General features: G+C 40.2%; 16 protein-coding genes. 11 read left to right on the top strand and 5 right to left on the bottom strand.

The window, feature by feature from the left end:
- Nucleotides 1-2,832, top strand: a 2,832-nt coding sequence (locus tag Q1R07_RS03085; protein ID WP_300485896.1) for a YDG domain-containing protein, incomplete at its 5' end; no start/stop codon positions are given.
- A 59-nt stretch (nt 2,833-2,891) separates the two neighbouring features.
- Nucleotides 2,892-3,116, top strand: a complete 225-nt coding sequence (locus Q1R07_RS03080) for a hypothetical protein (RefSeq protein WP_300485894.1) — start codon at nt 2,892-2,894, stop codon at nt 3,114-3,116.
- Nucleotides 3,117-3,147: 31 nt separating this feature from the next.
- Here the strand turns inward: Q1R07_RS03080 and Q1R07_RS03075 are convergent, their stop codons facing one another.
- Nucleotides 3,148-3,369, bottom strand: a complete 222-nt coding sequence (locus Q1R07_RS03075; protein WP_300485892.1) for a hypothetical protein — start codon at nt 3,367-3,369, stop codon at nt 3,148-3,150.
- Between the two features lie 136 nt (nt 3,370-3,505).
- Nucleotides 3,506-5,095 carry a peptide chain release factor 3 gene (locus tag Q1R07_RS03070; RefSeq protein ID WP_300485891.1) on the bottom strand — a complete coding sequence of 530 codons (1,590 nt, stop codon included), beginning with the start codon at nt 5,093-5,095 and terminating at the stop codon, nt 3,506-3,508.
- 245 nt (nt 5,096-5,340) lie between these two features.
- Here Q1R07_RS03070 and Q1R07_RS03065 point away from each other — a divergent pair, with 245 nt between their 5' ends.
- From Q1R07_RS03065 to Q1R07_RS03045, 5 genes are all read left to right on the top strand, one after another.
- On the top strand, nt 5,341-7,308 hold the full coding sequence (locus Q1R07_RS03065; protein WP_300485890.1) for a peptidylprolyl isomerase: 1,968 nt from the start codon (nt 5,341-5,343) through the stop codon (nt 7,306-7,308).
- A 4-nt stretch (nt 7,309-7,312) separates the two neighbouring features.
- The gene (locus Q1R07_RS03060) at nt 7,313-8,164 is read left to right on the top strand and encodes a hypothetical protein (protein WP_300485888.1); all 852 of its coding nucleotides are present in this window, start codon (nt 7,313-7,315) and stop codon (nt 8,162-8,164) included.
- Nucleotides 8,148-9,515: a peptidylprolyl isomerase gene (locus Q1R07_RS03055; RefSeq protein ID WP_300485886.1), complete on the top strand. Its 1,368-nt coding sequence runs from the start codon at nt 8,148-8,150 to the stop codon at nt 9,513-9,515. The genes Q1R07_RS03060 and Q1R07_RS03055 overlap by 17 nt, the downstream gene beginning before the upstream one ends.
- An 82-nt stretch (nt 9,516-9,597) precedes the next feature.
- The gene (locus Q1R07_RS03050) at nt 9,598-10,551 is read left to right on the top strand and encodes a MoxR family ATPase (protein WP_300485884.1); all 954 of its coding nucleotides are present in this window, start codon (nt 9,598-9,600) and stop codon (nt 10,549-10,551) included.
- A 52-nt stretch (nt 10,552-10,603) separates the two neighbouring features.
- Nucleotides 10,604-10,969, top strand: coding sequence for a hypothetical protein (locus Q1R07_RS03045; protein ID WP_300485882.1), 366 nt, complete (start codon nt 10,604-10,606; stop codon nt 10,967-10,969).
- A 74-nt stretch (nt 10,970-11,043) separates the two neighbouring features.
- On the opposite strand, the gene Q1R07_RS03040 is transcribed toward Q1R07_RS03045, so the two are convergent.
- Nucleotides 11,044-12,180 (bottom strand): hypothetical protein, encoded by a 1,137-nt coding sequence (locus Q1R07_RS03040; protein WP_300485880.1) that lies wholly within the window; start codon nt 12,178-12,180, stop codon nt 11,044-11,046.
- A 37-nt stretch (nt 12,181-12,217) separates the two neighbouring features.
- Here Q1R07_RS03040 and Q1R07_RS03035 point away from each other — a divergent pair, with 37 nt between their 5' ends.
- Complete coding sequence (locus Q1R07_RS03035) at nt 12,218-13,333, top strand: acyltransferase (protein WP_300485878.1); 1,116 nt, start codon at nt 12,218-12,220, stop codon at nt 13,331-13,333.
- A gap of 342 nt (nt 13,334-13,675) precedes the next feature.
- Nucleotides 13,676-15,940, top strand: a complete 2,265-nt coding sequence (locus Q1R07_RS03030) for an aconitate hydratase (RefSeq protein ID WP_300485876.1) — start codon at nt 13,676-13,678, stop codon at nt 15,938-15,940.
- Between the two features lie 167 nt (nt 15,941-16,107).
- Here the strand turns inward: Q1R07_RS03030 and Q1R07_RS03025 are convergent, their stop codons facing one another.
- Both Q1R07_RS03025 and Q1R07_RS03020 read right to left on the bottom strand, forming a co-directional pair.
- Nucleotides 16,108-17,559 (bottom strand): glyceraldehyde-3-phosphate dehydrogenase, encoded by a 1,452-nt coding sequence (locus tag Q1R07_RS03025; RefSeq protein ID WP_300485874.1) that lies wholly within the window; start codon nt 17,557-17,559, stop codon nt 16,108-16,110.
- A gap of 140 nt (nt 17,560-17,699) precedes the next feature.
- Complete coding sequence (locus Q1R07_RS03020) at nt 17,700-19,094, bottom strand: trypsin-like peptidase domain-containing protein (protein WP_300485872.1); 1,395 nt, start codon at nt 19,092-19,094, stop codon at nt 17,700-17,702.
- 202 nt (nt 19,095-19,296) lie between these two features.
- Between Q1R07_RS03020 and dapF the strand changes: the two genes are divergently transcribed.
- Together dapF and Q1R07_RS03010 are read left to right on the top strand one after the other, a co-directional pair.
- On the top strand, nt 19,297-20,079 hold the full coding sequence (gene dapF, locus Q1R07_RS03015) for a diaminopimelate epimerase (protein WP_300485869.1): 783 nt from the start codon (nt 19,297-19,299) through the stop codon (nt 20,077-20,079).
- A 3-nt stretch (nt 20,080-20,082) separates the two neighbouring features.
- Entirely contained in the window at nt 20,083-20,613 is a 531-nt protein-coding gene (locus Q1R07_RS03010; RefSeq protein WP_300485867.1) for a GNAT family N-acetyltransferase, read from the top strand.
- Nucleotides 20,614-20,619: the final 6 nt, after the last annotated feature.

The following is a 20,619-nucleotide window of genomic DNA, read 5'->3' as shown; positions in this document are numbered from 1 at the left end:
CAATATGGTGACGCGGATTTTGCCTTAACGGGAACAGCCAGTTCTGGATTGACGGTTACCTATACGAGTAGTAATCCGGCAGTAGCAACGATTACAGGGAATACCGTAACGATCATAGGAGCTGGAACAACCAATATTACCGCTTCTCAGGTTGGAGATGCGAATTATAATGCCGCTGCCGATGTAGTACGTACTTTAACCGTATCAAAAAGAAATGCAACCGTTACAGGAGTAACGGCAAACAATAAAGTAGCCGATGGAACTACTGCGGCAACCTTATCAGGAACACCAACACTTACCGGAGTATTGGCAGCCGATGTAGCCAACGTAATCTTAGGTGGAACACCGGTGGCAACATTTGCTTCATCAGCGATAGGAAACGGAATTGCAGTAACGGTAACCGGATATACTATCTCCGGATCGGCAGCAGCCAACTATAACGTAGTACAGCCAACTGGACTTACGGCTAATATTACAGCAATTGCTGAGCCGGTAGCAACAGCAGCAACGGCAGTAAATGCTAACGATTTTACAGCACATTGGAATGCGGTTCCACAGGCTACAGCCTACCTTTTGGATGTGAGTGAGTACGCTTCATTCTCAACTTCGGCAACTGCTAATGTTTTAGAATCATTCGAATCAGGATTAAATACAACAGGTTACGGATCCGGAACAGTAACTCTTGGAACTGGTAGCTGGAATGTAACTGCAGTGATCCGAGCGTCTGTGTCTAATGCCGTGGACGGATACGGAGCACAGTTACGAGCTAGTGATGGTAAAATGACATCACCAAGTTTTTCAAAAGTAACATCGGTAACATTCTCTGCAAAAAGAGGATCAGGAGCCAGTACTTTAAAAGTAAGTAAAATTGTAAATGGAGTAACTACTTTATTGGAATCATTCCCGTTGGATAACGTATTTGATGAATATGTTGTAAACGTTAACGAAACTGCAAGCGATGTGAAAATCGTATTTGAAAACGGAAGTGGAGTTGGTTATATCGATGAGGTAACGATTAATTATACTGCTGTAGCACCTTCGTTTGTAACTGGATATGAGGATAGAAATGTGGGTAATGTTACTTCTTATGTGGTGACCGGATTAAACCCAAATACAACGTACCACTATAGAGTTCGCGCAAAAAATGCATCAACAACATCGGCGAATTCCAACGTAATTGATGTGACTACAACTGTGACAACTGCAACCTGGAATGGAACGGCATGGTCGAATGTTACCGGACCAACGGCAACAATCGAAGCCGTTATTGCCGGAGCATATAACACCAATGCAAACGGTGTGTTTACCGCTAAAAAACTAACGTTAAACTCAGGATCGTTCCGTTTGGTATCGGGAACAAATATTACTGTTGTAAACGATGTGGTTAACAACATGACGGCTGCTGATTTTGTAATCGAAAACAACGCCAACCTAATCCAAACAAACGCGATCGCAAATACTGGTGCCGTAACCGTACACCGAAATTCTGCACCAATCGTAAGACTTGATCATACATTATGGTCAGCACCGGTTGAAGCACAAAACCTTTTCGGTTTCTCACCAAACACCTTAACAAACCGTTTCTATACTTATCAGACAACGACTAATACCTATGTGAATACAGGTTTAACCGCTACTTCTACATTTGTACCGGGTAAAGGATTTGCAGTACGAGCGCCAAACAACTATCAAACATCTCCGGCTGCGGCTTGGGAAGGAGTTTTTGTTGGAAAACCAAATAACGGAAACGTTACATTCACATTAGAAACAACCGGAACAGGATACAACCTTGTAGGAAATCCTTACCCATCGGTTATCGACGGAACGACTTTCTTAAATAATAACGTAACGATCGACGGAACGTTATATTTCTATGCACATACATTAACGATGAACGCTCAGGGGCAATTCCCGGCGGGAACCAACTATGCTACATGGACACCGGGATCGGGAGGAGTTGCGGCTACTTTGGGAACTTCAGGAGTTCCGGCCAATGTACCGAACGGTAAAATTCAGGTAGGACAAGGATTCCTAGTAAAATCCTTACCGGCTGGTGGAAATGTAAGCTTTGCAAATACAATGCGTACGGCAGATAATAACAATCAATTCTTTAGAGGTGTAGCTGGTAGTACTACCGCAACTCCGGAAGAAATCGAAAGACACCGTATCTGGTTAAATCTGACTAACGATTCCGGAACGGCTTTTAACCAAATCTTAGTGGCGTATGCACAAGGCGCTACAGCAGGAGTGGATAGAGGATACGACGGATTGGCTTTCGGAAATACAGGAAGCAGCTTGTCTTCGAAAATTGAAGCAGCCGATTATACCATTCAGGGACGTGCGTTGCCTTTTAACGATAACGACGTGGTTGCATTAGGATTTAAAGCGGCTACTGCTGGTAACTACACGATCACCTTGTCTTCATTCGACGGATTGTTCACCGGAAATCAGGATGTTTATTTAAAAGATAATGCAAACAATGGAACAGTACACAACCTGAAAAACGGAGCGTATACGTTTGCATCGGCAGAAGGGACTTTCGATAACCGTTTTGAGATAGTATACAAAACTACATTGGGAACGATCGATGCTACATTGGATGCGAATGCAGTGGTAGTATACAAACAAAACGCAACATTACATATCGAAACTAAAAATACTTCAATTAAAGAGGTGACTATTTTCGATATCAACGGACGTCTGGTATATCAAAAAGCAAAAGTAAACAACAATACATTGGTGATCACAGATCTTTCTGTAGCACAACAAGTGTTATTGGTTCAGGTTACGGCTGAAGATAATAAAACGACAACAGTTAAAGTAATTTATTAAATAAAATACAAATCGGGTAGGATAAAGAGTTTGTTCTACCCGGTTTAATCCCATATATTATGAAGAAGATAGGAGTATACAGCTACATTTTTATTTTTACATTATTGGCTAATGTTGTAGCATTTGCAGAGGAGGATCCTGGAGATTTTGGAGATCCTGGAGATGATAATCCATTGGATGTTCCGGGAACACCGATTAATGGTTATTTGTTATGGATGGCATTTATCGCGATAGCTTTTGCGTTCTTTGTGATCAATAAAAGAAGAGCAGCGCTTCGTAACTAAAAATAGAAAGCCCGGTTTAACCGGGCTTTTTTTATGCGTTATTTGTTTTTCTGTATTGTTTTCGGATCAGGAAGAAAGCTAGTGTGATGGCCACAATAATCAATAGTAGTGTGTACTGATCGATAGGGACTTTAGTTGGATCTGGATCCTCATCGCCCGGTGGGTCATTGGGCGATAATGCTTCCGCGAATAACGAAATATAAGAAAATAGCAAAAAGATAATCATCCATTTTTTCTGTAGCAGTGCGTTCATAAAACTTAATTAGGGAGCATAAAAATAGAAAAAATACCGACAATATGTTAAAATCTACTATTAAATTAAGTGTCTTGTAAAATAAAAAAGCGTAAACTTTTGGTTTACGCTTTTTTGCTCTGTATAATTGTCTTTTTTAGTTTAATTCTGAGGTAAAATGAAGTTTTACAGTAGGGTATTTACTCTGTGTCATCTGGATTGAAAAATCAGAATCGGCCAGGAATACCAGTTGCCCGTATTTGTCTTTTGCCAGGAATTTTTGTTTGATTCGTTTAAACTCCGCAAATTCTTCGTTTTTAGTGTCTTCCGGACGTACCCAACAGGCTTTAAATGCCGGGAAGTTTTCATACGAACATTTAGCGCCATATTCGTGTTCCAGTCGGTATTGGATTACTTCATACTGAAGTGCTCCTACGGTTCCGATCACTTTACGGTTGTTCATTTCCAGTGTAAACAACTGTGCTACACCTTCGTCCATAAGCTGATCAATTCCTTTTTCAAGCTGTTTGGCTTTCATAGGATCGGCATTATTGATATATCGGAAATGCTCCGGCGAGAAGCTCGGAATTCCTTTAAAGTTCATTAATTCTCCTTCGGTTAGAGTATCGCCGATTTTAAAGTTTCCGGTATCGTGTAATCCTACAATATCACCCGGATACGAAATGTCGACAATCTCTTTCTTTTCCGCAAAAAAGGCATTTGGACTTGAGAATTTCAGGTTTTTACCCAAACGCACGTGTAAATACGGTTTGTTTCGTTCGAATACACCCGATACGATTTTGATAAATGCCAGTCGGTCGCGGTGTTTCGGGTCCATATTGGCGTGAATTTTAAACACAAATCCGGAAAATTTGTTCTCGTCCGGTTTTACATTACGCGTATCCGAATCTTTTGGTCTTGGCGATGGCGCAATCTCGATAAAACAATCCAACATTTCACGAACCCCGAAATTGTTTAAAGCCGAACCGAAAAATACCGGTTGCAGGTTTCCTTCAAGATAGGCATCGCGATCAAACGGCGGATATACTTCGTCGATAAGCTCCAACTCCTCTCGTAATTTGGCAGCTGGTTTTTCGCCAATTATTTTTTCCAGTTCCGGACTATTGATATCCGAAAAAGCGATGGTTTCTTCTATATTTTTACGGCTGTCACCTTCAAAAAGATTGATGTTCTTTTCCCAGATATTGTAAATTCCTTTGAAATCGTATCCCATACCGATAGGGAAACTAAGCGGTGTTACTTTTAAACCCAGCTTTTTTTCCACTTCGTCCATCAGGTCAAAAGCGTCCTTACCTTCACGGTCTAATTTATTGATAAAAACGATCATCGGGATATTACGCATACGGCATACTTCCACGAGTTTTTCGGTTTGTTCCTCAACCCCTTTGGCGACGTCCACAACCACGATCACACTATCAACTGCAGTTAAAGTACGAAAGGTATCTTCTGCGAAATCTTTGTGACCTGGCGTGTCCAGGATATTGATTTTTTTGTCTTTATAATTGAATGCCAAAACGGAAGTCGCAACCGAGATTCCTCTCTGACGCTCAATTTCCATAAAATCCGAAGTTGCTCCTTTTTTGATTTTATTGCTTTTTACGGCACCCGCTTCCTGGATAGCACCACCAAATAGTAACAGTTTTTCCGTTAATGTGGTTTTTCCGGCATCCGGGTGAGAGATAATACCAAAGGTTCTTCTGCGTTGAATTTCTTTTTGAAAGCTCATTTTTAACAAAAATTAAGGACTGCAAAAGTAGCTATAATTTATGAGAACTTTTTAATCGGTTTAAAAATAAGAAGCTTACCGTGCCGACGGGCGCGATAATTTTTTGTTAATAGTAAAACGCATAGTTGTATAATGTAATTGAATTGTTATTTTTGTTGATTGCTAATCAACTAGTATAAGGGCAATCACAAAAGCGGTTGTCGATTTTTTTCGAGACTATAAATTATTTAAAATATTTTGAAAGAATGGGGTTAAAACATGTTCTGTTAGGTCTTTGTGTAGCAGCGACTGCTATGTCGTATGCACAGGATAAAACGAAAAAAGTACTTTTCAATATTGACAATCATCCTTATTATACCGACGAATTTAGTCGGGTATACAAGAAAAACCTGGATCTGGTAAAAGACGAATCGCAAAAAAACCTGGATCAGTACCTGGATTTGTTTTTGGGTTATAAACTGAAAATTCAGAAAGCGAACAAACTGGGATTGCAAAAAGAGGCCAATTATTTAGCCGAGTTAAAATCGTATCGTACTCAGTTGTCGCGAAATTACATGACCGATACGAAAGTAACCAAAGAGCTTGTTGATGAAGCCTATCAACGTTCCTTAAAAGAAATCAAAGCTTCTCATATATTGATTACGGTCGATGAAAATGCTTCGCCGGCCGATACGCTAAAAGCATATCACCAGGCTATGGATATCCGCAAAAAAGCAGTGGCAGGTGAAAATTTTGACGATTTGGCCGCTCGTTTTTCGCAGGATCCGTCTGCAAAAGATAACAAAGGTGATTTAGGTTATTTTTCGGTTTTCAGAATGGTGTATCCGTTTGAAACGGCAGCCTATAAAACCAAAAAAGGAGAAGTGTCCCTACCGGTTCGCACCCGATTCGGTTATCACCTGATTAAAGTAAACGATATCCGCGATAACAGAGGACAGGTTTCCGTAGCACATATTATGCTGATGAAAGCCGAGAATCCGGTTGAAGGAGAATCGGTTAAAAACAATATCGAAGACATCTATAAAAAAATCAAACAGGGCGAAAACTTCGAAAGTCTGGCGCAACAATTTTCTCAGGATCGTTCTTCTGCCGGAAAAGGCGGACATTTACAGCGTTTCGGATCGGGAGAGTTGAGTTCTGAAAAATTTGAAGACGTTGCTTTTTCACTTAAAAATGCAGGCGATATCTCCGAACCATTCCAAAGTCAGTTCGGATGGCATATTATCAAACTGATCGAAAAATACCCGGTGCGCAGTTTTGCCGATGTACAAACGGAAATGGAATCCAGAGTGCGTAAAGACGATCGTTCCAAACTGATCGATGCGTCGTTAAACGAAAAACTGGCCAAAAAATACAGCGTAGAGAAAAATCCAAAACTATATGCAAAAGCAGCCAAATTAGTAACCGACAAATTCTATGAAGAAGCCTGGGAAGTACCGGCTTCCACTCCGGAATTGGAAGGTAGTCTTTTGGTGATCAATAAAGATAAAAAAGTAAGTGCGCTTGACTTTTTAGATTTTGTCAATACACAACAAAAAACAAAATGGGGTATCCGCCCGATCGGGAAAGTAGTTGACCAATTGTATGGTAAATTTATCAACAACCAGTTAATGAGCTATTACAACGACAATCTGGAAAAAGAAAATCCGGAATTTGCCAATGTAATGGACGAATACCGCGACGGATTGCTATTGTTTGATTTGATGGAAAAAGAAATCTGGAACAAAGCAAAAACCGATACCTTAGGATTAAGAGCATTCTACGAGAAAAACATTGCCAATTACCAATGGCATCCGCGAGTAGAGGCCAATGTGTTCTCTTCGACACAACAGGATGCCATCCAGCAAACCTTAAAATTCCTGAAAAAGAAAAAATCAATCGATTTTATAAAAGAGCAGCTTAATAAAGACAATAAAGTGTCTATTATGGTAAAAACCGGCGTTTTCGAAGAAGGAAGCGAGGCTTTACCTAAATATTCAAAACTTAATGTAGGTGTTTCGGATGTGATCAAAGACGGAAATTACTATTTCGTAATCGACGTGCTTAAAAAAATGCCAAAAGGACCTAAGACATTTGAGGAAACCAAAGGAAAAGTAATTAACGATTACCAGCAATACCTGGAAAGCAAATGGGTGGACGAACTGAAAAAAGAGTTTACCATCAATATTGATAAAGGTGTATTTAGCGAGGTAAAACAGGAATTGCAGCAATAAATAGATGAATAAAGCCGCCGTACTATTTTTAATAGTGTTTTCGGTTTGGTCCTGCGACTATATCCGACCGAAGCAAAAGCCAAAAGCGATTGCGAGGGTAAACGATTCCTATCTGTATGCAGACGAGATCAAAGGATTGGTTCCTGCGGGAACTTCCAAAGCGGATAGCCTGATGATTGTTAAAAATTATATCGACAGATGGGCAACGCGAACACTATTGATGGCCGCTGCGGAAGTGAATCTTAGTGATAAGGACAAAGCTTCTTTTGACGAACTGATCAAGCAATATACAACCGACCTGTATGCGGGAGCCTATATTGAACAGGTCGTAAAACAGGCTATTGATACGACGATAACAAAAGACGAATTGTTACGTTATTATCAGGCAAACAAAGAGAATTTCAAGACAACAGGAACATTAGTCCGATTAAAATATATCAATCTGACCAAAGATAATCCTAAATTTGCAGTCATCAGAAGTCGGTTCAATTCCTCCCGGAAAGAAGATAAACAAGCCTTGGAGGGGATGACCATACAGTTTAAGAGTTATGCTTTTAACGACACGGTTTGGGTCGATATGAATCAGGTGTATCGTAACCTGCCGTTTGTAAACCCGGAAAATCGGAATCGTTATATAACCGACGGGATTGCCTATGAATATCAGGACAGTCTTTCGGCCTATCTGGTAAAAGTGAATAAGGTTTTAGATCGGAATCAAACGGCGCCGTTCGAATATATAAGCCCAACAATAAAACAAATATTATTAAATAACAGAAAACTAGAATACATTAAGAAATTTGAAAAAGAGATCACTAATGATGCCATTAAAAATAAGAAATATGAAGTTTATAAATAAAAAGGCGGCTTTGATTTTCGGGTTGTCTCTGGCGTTCTTCGGAACAGCTCAGGCACAGCAAACCCCGAAAAAGAAGATTGACGGAGTGGTAGCCGTAGTTGGGGAATATGTTGTATTGGATTCGGATATCGACAAAACATTTGTCGAGTTACAGGCACAAGGGATTGACATTAAAAATATCACGCGTTGCGAAATGTTCGGGAAACTCCTGGAAGATAAATTATACGCACATCAGGCTGTTCAGGATAGTATTGTAGTGACCGATCAGGAGGTACACGACTTTATGAACTCGCAGTTGGATCAGATGGTGGAGCAGGTAGGATCGATTGATAAAGTAGTGAAGTTCTACAACAAAAAGAATCTGGAAGAATTTAAAACGTACTTTTTCGACATCGTAAAGATGAACAAACTAACGTCGCAGATGCAACGTAAGGTTGTGGATGAAGTAGAGATCACACCGGAAGAGGTTCGTACGTTCTTTAAAGGAATTCCAAAAGAAGAATTACCGGTTTTCGGAGCCGAAATGGAAGTAGCGCAGATTGTTGTGAATCCTAAAATTTCAGATGCTGAAAAACAAAGGGTGATGAATCAGTTACGGGAAATTAAAAAAGACGTATTGGATAACGGAGCCAGTTTTTATAGTAAAGCGGTATTGTTTTCGGATGATAAAGCATCGGTTCCAACCGGAGGTTTCTATAAAATTACCCGAAAAACGCCTTTCGTAAAAGAATTTAAAGATGTAGCCTTTACGTTGGCTGAAGGAGAAATCTCCGAACCGTTTGAAACAACCTACGGTTACCATATTATCTATTTGGAGAAAATCCGTGGTCAGGAACTGGATTTAAGACATATTTTGATCATCCCGAAAGTATCGGATGAGGCGATGAAAGAAGCGAAGGAAAAAATCGAAAAAATCCGTCAGCGAATTGTAAGTGGAGAGATTTCGTTTGCCGATGCGGCGCGAGCTTCATCCGATGAAAAAGAAACCCGTAACAGCGGCGGACTTTTAGTAAATCCAAGAACATTGGAAACCCGTTTTGAATTGACTAAAATGGATCCGGCACTTTACAGTCAGGTATCCGATTTAAAAGATGGAGCGGTGTCGTTGCCATTGGTTGATGCGGATGATAAAGGAACCAAACATTATAAATTAATGACAGTTACGAATCGTTATGATGAGCATACTGCCGATTATGCTAAAGATTATCTGAAAATTAAAGAATTGGCTTTAAAGGAAAAACAAATTAAAGCCATTGCAAAATGGACAGAAGAGAAAATTAAAGAAACCTATATTAAAATCAACGGAGATTACAGAGACTGTAAATTCACGAATAACTGGTTGAAAAAATAATTTTTAAAAAATAATTAAAAGAGTTAGTTTTATGAATTTAAAGCTAACTCTTTTTTAATTTAATATATACGGATAAAATATTATGTCAGACGTTGCAGCAATTCAAAACCTGGTTCAGAAACAAAAAGCCTTAAAAGAAGAAATCGCTAAAATTATCGTGGGTCAGGAAGAAGTGGTGAACCAGATTGTATTGAGCATTTTTGCCGGAGGACATGCCTTGTTGGTAGGTGTTCCGGGATTGGCCAAAACATTAATGGTAAACACCATTTCACAGGCTTTGGGATTGGATTTTAAACGAATTCAGTTTACACCCGATTTAATGCCGTCTGATATTCTGGGAAGTGAAATTCTGGACGAATCGCGGACTTTTAAGTTTATTAAAGGACCGGTTTTTTCCAATATCATCCTGGCAGATGAGATCAACCGTACACCGCCAAAAACCCAGGCGGCGCTTTTGGAAGCGATGCAGGAAAAGGCGGTAACCATTGCCGGACATCACTATAAACTGGATTTGCCGTTTTTTGTATTGGCAACCCAAAACCCGATCGAACAGGAAGGTACTTATCCGTTACCGGAAGCACAGTTGGACCGTTTTATGTTTGCGATCAAATTAAATTATCCGACTTTCGAAGAAGAGGTACAAGTGGTAAAAAGCACTACTTCGGATGTAAATGTTCAGGTGAATCCGTTGTTTACGGCTCAGGAAATTATCGATTTTCAACATTTGATCCGTCGTATTCCGGTAGCGGATAACGTGATCGAATATGCCGTTACTTTAGTCAGTAAAACACGTCCGGATAATGCTTTGGCAACCGATTATGTAAAAAATTACCTGGATTGGGGAGCCGGACCGCGTGCTTCGCAAAACCTGATTTTGGCTGCTAAAACTAACGCAGCTTTAAACGGAAAGTTTTCTCCGGATATCGAAGATGTAAAAGCAGTGGCAACCGGAATTTTACGCCACCGTATCATTAAGAATTATAAAGCGGATGCGGAAGGAATTACAGAAGAAATGATTGTTGCGAAATTATTATAATTTTTTTTGATTTTTCGCGTTTTTGTTAGAACGAACCAAAAACTGTTGTCAAATGAAAAGTGTTGTAAAAAATTTGCCGGAATATATCCTGATGGGATTGGCGGTTTTCAGTTTTGTAGAAACCCTGATCGTAAAAGGGCAAATCAATTACTTGATGGTTGTGGTATTGGCCATTATGGCGGCACAACTGGTGTTTAAAAATCGCTATTTTGGAATTTTTATCGGACTGGTTGTAGGATTGGTATCCTTTGGATTGTTTTTGGCGGTACTAACCGATTATCGAAAATTCCCGGAAGTGACTTCTAAAGCAATCGAATTGATAACAGTGGGAAGTTTACTGTCGTTGGCCGGAGCGATGCTCGCAGCGGTAATGCTTTTTAAATACTTTAATCAGGACGATAAAATAGTAGTGCAATAAATCAGAATACGATATAAAAAAGAGCCTTTTCAATACTTTCGAAAAGGCTCTTTTTGTTTATGGCAGCGTTCACGCTATTTTGATGCGATTTTCTTTTCCAGTTCGCGGTCGTAGAAAAACAAAAACATACTTCCCATCATATCCTGTTCCGATGCGGAAGTGTTGTTAACATTTAAAACCAGTTCATAGTCGTGATTCCCGTACAGCCATACGCCGGTTTCGGAATGAAACGGCTGGATTTCCTTTAGTCCGATTTTGTCTTTATAGTTGGTCACCTTACAGCTAAAAACGGTTTTGCCGGTGGTCTTGTCGTAAATGCCGATCGCGGTTGCAAACGGATGTACATGCGGCGCGGAAAAATGCAGACGCGCACTATCCGCAAGCTGTAGCTGATCGGTAATGCTGCTTCGATAGGTGGCAATACCGGTCGGAATTATCCAATGACCGGACAATTTGTTTCCGTTTTTATCTTCATATGTATGATTTTTGGTTTCCACCGGAATACATTGATTGCTTCCCGGATCCAACGGGCCTTTAAAGGGATCGTGCTTGTCGAAAGGTAATTGTATAAAAACGGTTTTACTCATTAACGGTTTTATCGCATTTTGGGAAGCGTCGTATTTAACGGTGATCTTGTGTTTTACCTTTTTAAAAATATCCGGGATATTCTGATTCAAAGTCTGCGACGTAACAAAAAGAAAATCATTGCCGATAATCGGAACACCATAACCTTCCGGAAAGTTAAAACGCTCCAAACCCTGTGATAGGGAAGTAAGACGCGGATATTGTTTTCCGATACGGTCGTCTAACTGCCAATGGTTGTAATATTTTACATCGTTAATGTCGACATTCATATGACAGATATAATCATTGGATAGCGGCGCATTGGTGTTGGCGTCAAAAGCCTGTACTTCAAAGCCTTTAATCCATAATAACTTTTCGGTCTGATTCAGTTGGATATAGCGGGACGCTTTTGGGCCTTCCATCGATTTGTAGATGCCGTCGATAAGGAAAGTAGGTGATAGCATTTTGTATTCCTGTATACCATTGGTTACAGCCCAATCGCTGTCCAGCAATCCGGTAAAATGTAAAACCTGCGTTTTGACAATCGCCTTATGCCGGTTGGTGAGTTGGGAGTATATAATTCCGATCACAGCTAGAATAAAGACAATCAGGATTGTAAAATATTTATATATCTTTGATTTTTTCATAAGAAAATGCAGTATAAAACAAAAATAGATAAATAAAATGAATGCGACCACAATAACAGGAACGGAACGTATTTTCGGATTGGATGTGATGCGTGCTACGGCAATCCTAATGGTTTTGGGCGGTCATTTATTATGGATTTATCCGGACTGCCCGAGAATTTTAGGACAGCTCTTTACGCTGTTTGGGTTTTGGGGCGTGGAATTGTTTTTTGTGTTAAGCGGCTTTCTGATCGGTGGTATTTTATACCGTCTGTTTGTAACGACCGACTTTAACCGTACTACGGTTTTCTATTTTCTACAGCGAAGATGGTTTCGAACACTGCCTAACTACTATCTGATACTGCTGTTGAATTGCGGCTTGGGACTCTTGTTCGGTTTTCAAATGGAGCAAGCAGGTTATTATTTTCTTTTTCTGCAAAATTTTGCGACCACCATGCCGGCCTTTTTTCCGGAATCCTGGAGTTTGTCGGTTGAGGAATTTGCCTATCTGATTGGCGCGCTGGCATTTTTTGCAGCTGCTTTGGTGTTTCCGCGGAAAAATAAATCCCGTCTTTTTTTAGCGGTGGTTTTAGGTTTGATCCTGTTATTTATAGGAGCCAAAATCGGATATTATTTCCGAACGTCCAATACGACGCTGACGCAATGGAATGTGTCGTTAAAAGCAGTTGTAATTTATAGAATAGATTCTATTTTAATCGGAGTGGCCTTTAGCTGGTTGTATACGAATTACTCGGAATTCTGGTTAAAACACAAACTGAAAATGGCTGCTTTGGGTTGTGTACTGATTGTGCTAATGTTTGTAGGAGTCGGCTTTTTTCAGATTTTAATCGAAAACTATCCGTTCTTTTGGAATGTACTCTATTTGCCCATTACCTCGCTTACATTTGCGTTATTTCTGCCGTTTTTGTCCGAATGGAGAACGGCGCCATCCTGGTTTGCAAAACCCGTTACGCTGATAAGTCTGATTTCGTATTCGATCTATCTGATTCATTATAGTCTTGTTTTACAATTGCTTAAATATTGGATCGATACGATTTCTTTACCGGATTGGCAATTGCATCTTTTTACCCTGGTTTACCTTGTGATTACTTTTTTACTAAGCTATCTGTTGTATCGTTATTATGAAAAACCGATAATGGCACTCCGAAAGTAAAATACGGATCGATTATAAAATTTTTTTTCACTTTTTTTGACGGATAAAAACACGTGTTTCGACCTGTTTATGGGCTTTTTCGGACGTCCTGATTTTGGAATTTATTAGTAAATGAGTTGTTTTTTTTAGGAATCGACAATATAAAATTAAAAAATTATGAATTTATCGCTTTTCGGGGTTATTTCTTGGAATCGTTGAAAAATATTCAGTAAAATAGAATGTTTATAAATAATAATTCTTTGAATTTAAAGAAATACTAAAAATTTTCAAATCTCATTAGGATTGATTAAATTTGTACCGCTTTAAGTAAACAAACAAATAATAACATAACTCATTCATAGTATGGCTTTTGATATAGAAATGATTAAAAAAGTGTACGGAAACATGGCTGAACGTGTGGATAAAGCACGTGAACTTGTTGGTCGTCCGCTAACATTATCTGAAAAGATTTTATATGCTCACCTTTGGGAAGGAACCCCTTCTCAGGCATTTACAAGAGGTAAAGATTATGTAGATTTTGCACCGGATCGTGTTGCTTGTCAGGATGCTACGGCACAGATGGCTTTATTGCAGTTTATGCATGCCGGAAAAAACAAAGTAGCGGTTCCAACAACGGTACACTGTGATCACCTTATTCAGGCGAAAGTAGATGCTAAAACCGATTTGGCAAGAGCAAAATCACAAAGTAGCGAAGTATTCGATTTCTTATCGTCTGTTTCAAATAAATACGGTATCGGATTCTGGAAACCGGGAGCGGGAATTATTCACCAGGTAGTATTGGAAAACTATGCTTTCCCTGGAGGTATGATGATCGGAACCGATTCACATACGGTAAATGCCGGTGGATTGGGAATGTTGGCCATCGGAGTTGGTGGAGCGGATGCGGTAGATGTAATGTCCGGAATGGCTTGGGAATTAAAATTCCCGAAATTAATCGGTGTAAAATTAACCGGTAAATTATCAGGGTGGACAGCACCAAAAGACGTAATCTTAAAAGTAGCCGGTATCCTTACTGTAAAAGGTGGAACAGGAGCTATCGTGGAATATTTCGGAGAAGGAGCGACTTCAATGTCATGTACAGGTAAAGGTACTATCTGTAACATGGGAGCTGAAATCGGAGCAACAACTTCAACTTTCGGATACGACGAATCAATGGATCGTTACCTACGTTCTACTGGACGTGCGGAAGTTGCTGATGCTGCAAACGGAATCGCAAAATATTTAACGGCTGACGAAGAAGTATACGCTAACCCGGAACAATACTTCGATCAGGTAATCGAAATCAACCTTTCGGAATTAGAGCCGCACTTAAACGGACCATTCACTCCGGATTTAGCGACGCCTATCTCTAAAATGAGAGAAGAAGCAGAGAAAAACAACTGGCCTTTAAAAGTTGAAATCGGATTGATCGGTTCTTGTACGAACTCCTCTTACGAAGATATTGCCCGTGCTGCATCTTTAGCAAAACAGGTAGCGGACAAAAAATTAAAAACAAAAGCACAATTCACAATCACACCGGGATCGGAGTTGGTTCGTTATACTATCGAGCGTGACGGATTTATCGATACTTTCGATAAAATCGGAGCTACCGTATTTGCGAATGCATGTGGACCATGTATCGGTATGTGGGATAGAGAAGGTGCTGAAAAAGAAGAAAGAAATACAATCGTTCACTCGTTTAACCGTAACTTCTCGAAACGTGCCGATGGTAACCCGAACACATTAGCGTTCGTAGGATCACCGGAATTGGTAACGGCTTTGGCTATTGCAGGTGACTTAGGATTTAACCCGTTAACGGATAAGTTAATCAACGAAGACGGAGTAGAAGTAATGCTAGACGAACCAACAGGTGACGAATTACCGAAAAAAGGTTTTGATGCTGAAGATCCTGGATATCAGGCACCGGCAGAAGACGGATCTGGAGTTCAGGTGGAAGTTGCACCAACGTCAGAGCGTTTACAATTATTAGCGCCTTTCCAACCTTGGAACGGTGAGAATATTACCGGAGCTAAATTGTTAATCAAAGCTTTCGGAAAATGTACAACGGATCACATTTCAATGGCGGGTCCTTGGTTACGTTTCCGTGGTCACTTGGATAATATTTCCAACAATATGTTGATTGGTGCGGTGAATGCATTCAACCAAAAAACAAACAATGTAAAAAACCAATTGACAGGAGAGTACGGAGAAGTACCGGCTGTACAACGTGCTTATAAAGCGGCTGGAGTACCTTCAATCGTTGTGGGTGACCATAACTACGGTGAAGGATCTTCACGTGAGCATGCTGCGATGGAGCCTCGTCACTTAGGAGTGAAAGCGGTATTGGTAAAATCATTTGCCCGTATCCACGAAACCAACCTTAAAAAACAAGGTATGTTGGCATTAACGTTTGCTAATGAGGCAGATTACGATAAAATCCAGGAGAATGATACTATCAACTTCGTAGATTTAAAAGAATTTGCACCAGGTAAACAATTAACGTTAGAGTTTGTTCACGCCGATGGTTCAAAAGATATCATCATGGCAAACCATACATACAACGAAGGTCAGATTGGCTGGTTTGTAGCAGGTTCTGCTTTGAATTTGATCGCTGCTGGTAAAGCATAATCAAATCATAACTATAGTAAAAGGGCTGTCTGAAAAGACGGCCCTTTTTTATGCGATTTACGTAAGTCACACCTGACAGGTTTTTAAAACCTGTCAGGTGTAGGTGGTAAGTATAAAAAAACGCCCCGATTAATCGGGGCGTTATACTCATGTTGCAAAGCAAACGATTAATAGTACATATAACGTCTTACTTTGGCGATATATTTTGCCAGACGAATTACCTGGTGGCTGTATCCGTATTCGTTGTCGTACCAAACATATAATACTACGTTTTTACCATCAGCAGAAACGATTGTCGCATTACTGTCGAAAATTGACGGAGCTGAAGTTCCTACGATATCGGAAGATACCAACTCATTGTTTAGTGAATATTTGATTTGCTCAACCAATTCACCTTCTAAAGCATATTGTTTCATGATGTCGTTAACGCCATCTTTCGAAGTTTCTTTTCCTACTTCAAGATTCAATACTACTAATGAACCGTTTGGAACCGGTACACGGATTGCGTTTGAAGTCAATTTACCGGCCAATGCAGGTAGTGCTTTTGCAACGGCACTTCCGGCACCTGTTTCGGTGATTACCATGTTTAAAGCAGCTGCTCTTCCACGACGGTATTTTTTGTGCATGTTGTCAACCAGATTTTGGTCGTTGGTATACGCGTGGATTGTTTCCAAATGTCCTTTTACGACTCCTAAAGTGTCTTCAACAGCTTTTAAAATTGGCGTGATTGCATTTGTAGTACACGAAGCAGCCGAATAGATTTTTACTTCATCCGGGTTGTAATCTGCGTGGTTAACACCATATACGATGTTTGGAACACCTTTACCTGGAGCAGTAAGTAATACTTTGTCGGCTCCTTTTGAAGTAAGGTGACGGCTTAGGGCTTCTTCGGTTGTAAAAGCACCGGTATTATCAATGATCAACGCGTCGTTGATGCCGTATTGTGTATAGTCGATTTCTTCCGGAGCATTAGCCGTAATAATATGTACGGTTGTTCCATTGATGATCAATGCATTGTTTTCAGGATCTGCGGTAACCGAACCTTCGAAATCACCGTGAACCGAATCGTAACGTAATAAAGAAGCACGTTTTTCTAATAAAACAGCATCGTTTTTATCACGGGTAACAATTGCACGTAAACGCAATTGTTGTCCTTTTCCGATTTTCGACATTAATTCACGAGCCAATAAACGTCCGATACGTCCGAAACCATATAATACCACATCTTTTGGTTGGATATCTTTGGTTTCTTTTGCGTTTTTCAGTTTGTCTACCACAAAAGCGGTAGCGTCGTTATATTTGTCGTCTTCTAAATGGTATTCGTATGTTAATTTACCGATGTCAATTCGGGAAGGAGGTAAGTCCAAAGCTTCAATAGCTCTGGCGATCTCAACAGAATCAAAAATGTTGATTGGTTTTTGAACAAATTCACCGGCATATTCATGTAAGTTGATGATGTCGCTTACATTTCGGTCGATCAATTGGTTTCTGAAAAGAACCAATTCGATAGACTTGTCATACCATAGGTCGCTAATGATTTTGATAAATTCAACGCCGGCTCTTCTTCTGTCTGCCTGAAAAGCCAACTCTTTCTCGTAAACAGCACTGTTGTTGTTCATTATAGTTAAAAAGTTAGGATTGTGTTGTTAAATAAAATTGGTGCAAAAGTATTGATTTTTACTGAATTTATTTTTGCAAAATGCAACTTTTTTAAAATTAAAAACCCTGCTAAAAAGCAGGGTTTATTTTGGGAGGATTTTTATTGGGTGATCACCTGTACTAAGGCTCCTTTTCGGGTAATCAGTTCCATTCGAACCGATTGTCCTTCGCCTTTTCGGGATAGTGCCTGCGACACCGTTTCGATGTCGGTGGCCTTTGCACCGTCTACATTCAGGATGATGCTTCCTTTCAGGTCGTTTGCGTATTTTAGCAGGTTGCCACTGGTGATGTCTTTTATTTTGACACCATAATTAATGTTAAACATTTTTTTCTCCGCCGGACCAATGTCTTCCAGTTCCAGACCGTTAAAGTCATAGTTTAGTAACTCGCGTTTGGTTAGTTCGATTTTGACATCTTTACGACTACCTTCGCGGATAATTCCGGCAATCACCACATCATTCGGACGTTTGGTGTTCACATAGGATGACATATCGGCATACGAATTAATCGGTTGATTGTCGAGTTGTACGATAATATCGCCTTTTCGCAATCCGGCTTTTTCGGCTCCCGATTTTTTAGAAACAGCGGTTACATAAAAACCTTGGGTTAGTTTTACACCAAATTCTTTAGACGCTGTGCTGTTGAGTTCGGCACCTTCTACGCCCAATACGCCGCGTTGTACATTGCCATATTCCATTAAGTCCTCAACAATTTTTCGGGTGATGTTAGACGGAACGGCAAAGGAATAACCGACATAAGATCCGGTTACGGATGAAATCATGGTGTTGATTCCGATTAGTTCGCCACGGGTGTTCACCAGGGCGCCACCACTGTTACCCGGATTAACGGCAGCATCGGTTTGAATAAAAGATTGAATGCCATTGTTAGCCAAATTACGGGCTTTTGCCGACACGATACCGGCGGTAACAGTCGATGTCAGGTTATACGGATTACCTACGGCCAAAACCCATTCGCCTACCTTAATATTATCGGAGTTTCCGAAAGTAGCATACGGTAGTTTTTCATCGGCATCTACTTTTAACAAGGCAATGTCCATCTTGCTGTCGGTTCCAACCAGTCGGGCTTTATAGGTCTTATTGTTGTTTAAGGTTACTTCCAGATCGGTTGCATTCTGGATTACGTGATTGTTGGTTACGATATAACCGTCCTGAGTAATGATAACACCCGAACCGGTTCCGATTTGAGTCTGTTGCTGGTCACCGCGGTAACCGTAGAAAAACTCCATTAAAGGATTCGTCGGGATTTTAGATACAGAAACATTTTTCACGTGTACAACCGAATGTACGGCACTTTCGGCAGCTGCGGTAAAATCTAAATTTTCGGCAGCGCCAAGGCTAACATTTCGGGTATAGTTGGGCGCGATAGAAAGTTGGGAATCAGCAGGAGCAGATGGGTCAAAAAAGAGTTTGTAAGCTCCTAAGGTTGTAGCTCCACTTAACAGGGAGACTAAGAATAAACTTGATAATCGTTTCATATTCGCTGGCATATTTAATTATTTAACAGTAAAATTATAAACTTCAACAACTCAAAAAAAGGGTTTAACTCCCGTTTAACAATCTTTAACGTGTCATTAATATTTGTATTTTTGTTTATCCGTAACTTCGTAATAATAATAAGGAACAGGCGTTTTTAACAATACAGAATGCGCCTTAAAAAAGCCTCACTTGTCAGGACAAATGAAAATACAATTTTATAAATATCAGGGAACCGGAAATGATTTTGTGATGATCGATAACCGGCAATTAACATTCCCCAAAAATGATACCAATCTAATTAATACCTTGTGTGACAGACGATTTGGCATTGGTGCCGATGGTTTAATACTGTTGGAAAATGACGAATCGACCGATTTTCGTATGGTGTATTATAATTCCGATGGAAACGAAAGTTCGATGTGTGGAAATGGTGGCCGTTGTTTGGTTGCTTTTGCCCGTCAGTTGGGTGTTATTGACAATCAGGCGACTTTTATTGCGACCGATGGTTTGCATCATGCCACGATTGATGAAAAAGGAATTGTAGCACTGCAAATGAAAGACGTGGATACGGTCGAAGAACATTCGAATCACGTATTTCTAAACACGGGCTCGCCGCATCATGTGGAACTGGTAGATGACCTGAAGATATTTGATGTAAAAAATGAAGGTGCGCGTATCCGATACAGTGAGTTGTATGGAAAACCCGGTAGTAATGTAAACTTTGTTTCGCAACTCGGGAACGATCGTTTTGCGGTGCGAACCTATGAAAGAGGTGTGGAAGACGAAACCTTATCCTGCGGAACCGGAGTAACAGCAGTAGCCATCGCCATGAAAGCTACAGGAAAAACCGATAGTTCCGTGATCACGCTCGATGTGGAAGGCGGACAATTGGAAGTGAGTTTCCGCGAAAAAAACGGATTTTATACCGATGTTTTCCTGAAAGGTCCGGCTACATTTGTTTTTAACGGTGAAATAAGTCTATAAAACGTGATAACCCTAACCGGCACTACCATTTACCTGCGGGCACTCGAACCGGAGGATCTGGAATTTGTATATGCGATCGAAAACGATGAAAGCATCTGGGAGGTGAGTAATACCCAGACGCCCTATAGTCGTTTCCTGATCCGACAGTATCTGGAAAATGCACAACAGGACATTTATGAGGCCAAACAACTGCGACTGGCGATCTGTCGGAAAGGAACTTTTGATGCCATTGGACTAATCGACCTTTTTGATTTTGATCCGAAGAACCAAAGAGCTGGTGTTGGGATTGTTATAAAAAGTAGTGATGACCGAAACCGCGGAATCGGAAAAGAAGCGTTACAATTGCTTATCGACTACGCATTCAGTCAGTTACAGTTGCATCAGTTGTATGCAAATATTAGTCAGGAAAATGTAGCGAGTATCAAGCTTTTTACTACTTTTGGCTTCCAATGCATCGGGGTAAAAAAGGATTGGATGCGCACAGGGCATCAGTTTACCGATGAAGGCATGTATCAGTTAATTCATCAATCTTAAATCGTA

It is taken from the genome of Flavobacterium sp. (genome assembly GCF_030146175.1).
Classification (GTDB): Bacteria; Bacteroidota; Bacteroidia; order Flavobacteriales; family Flavobacteriaceae; genus Flavobacterium.
This window is presented reverse-complemented; position numbering and strand designations above follow the sequence as displayed.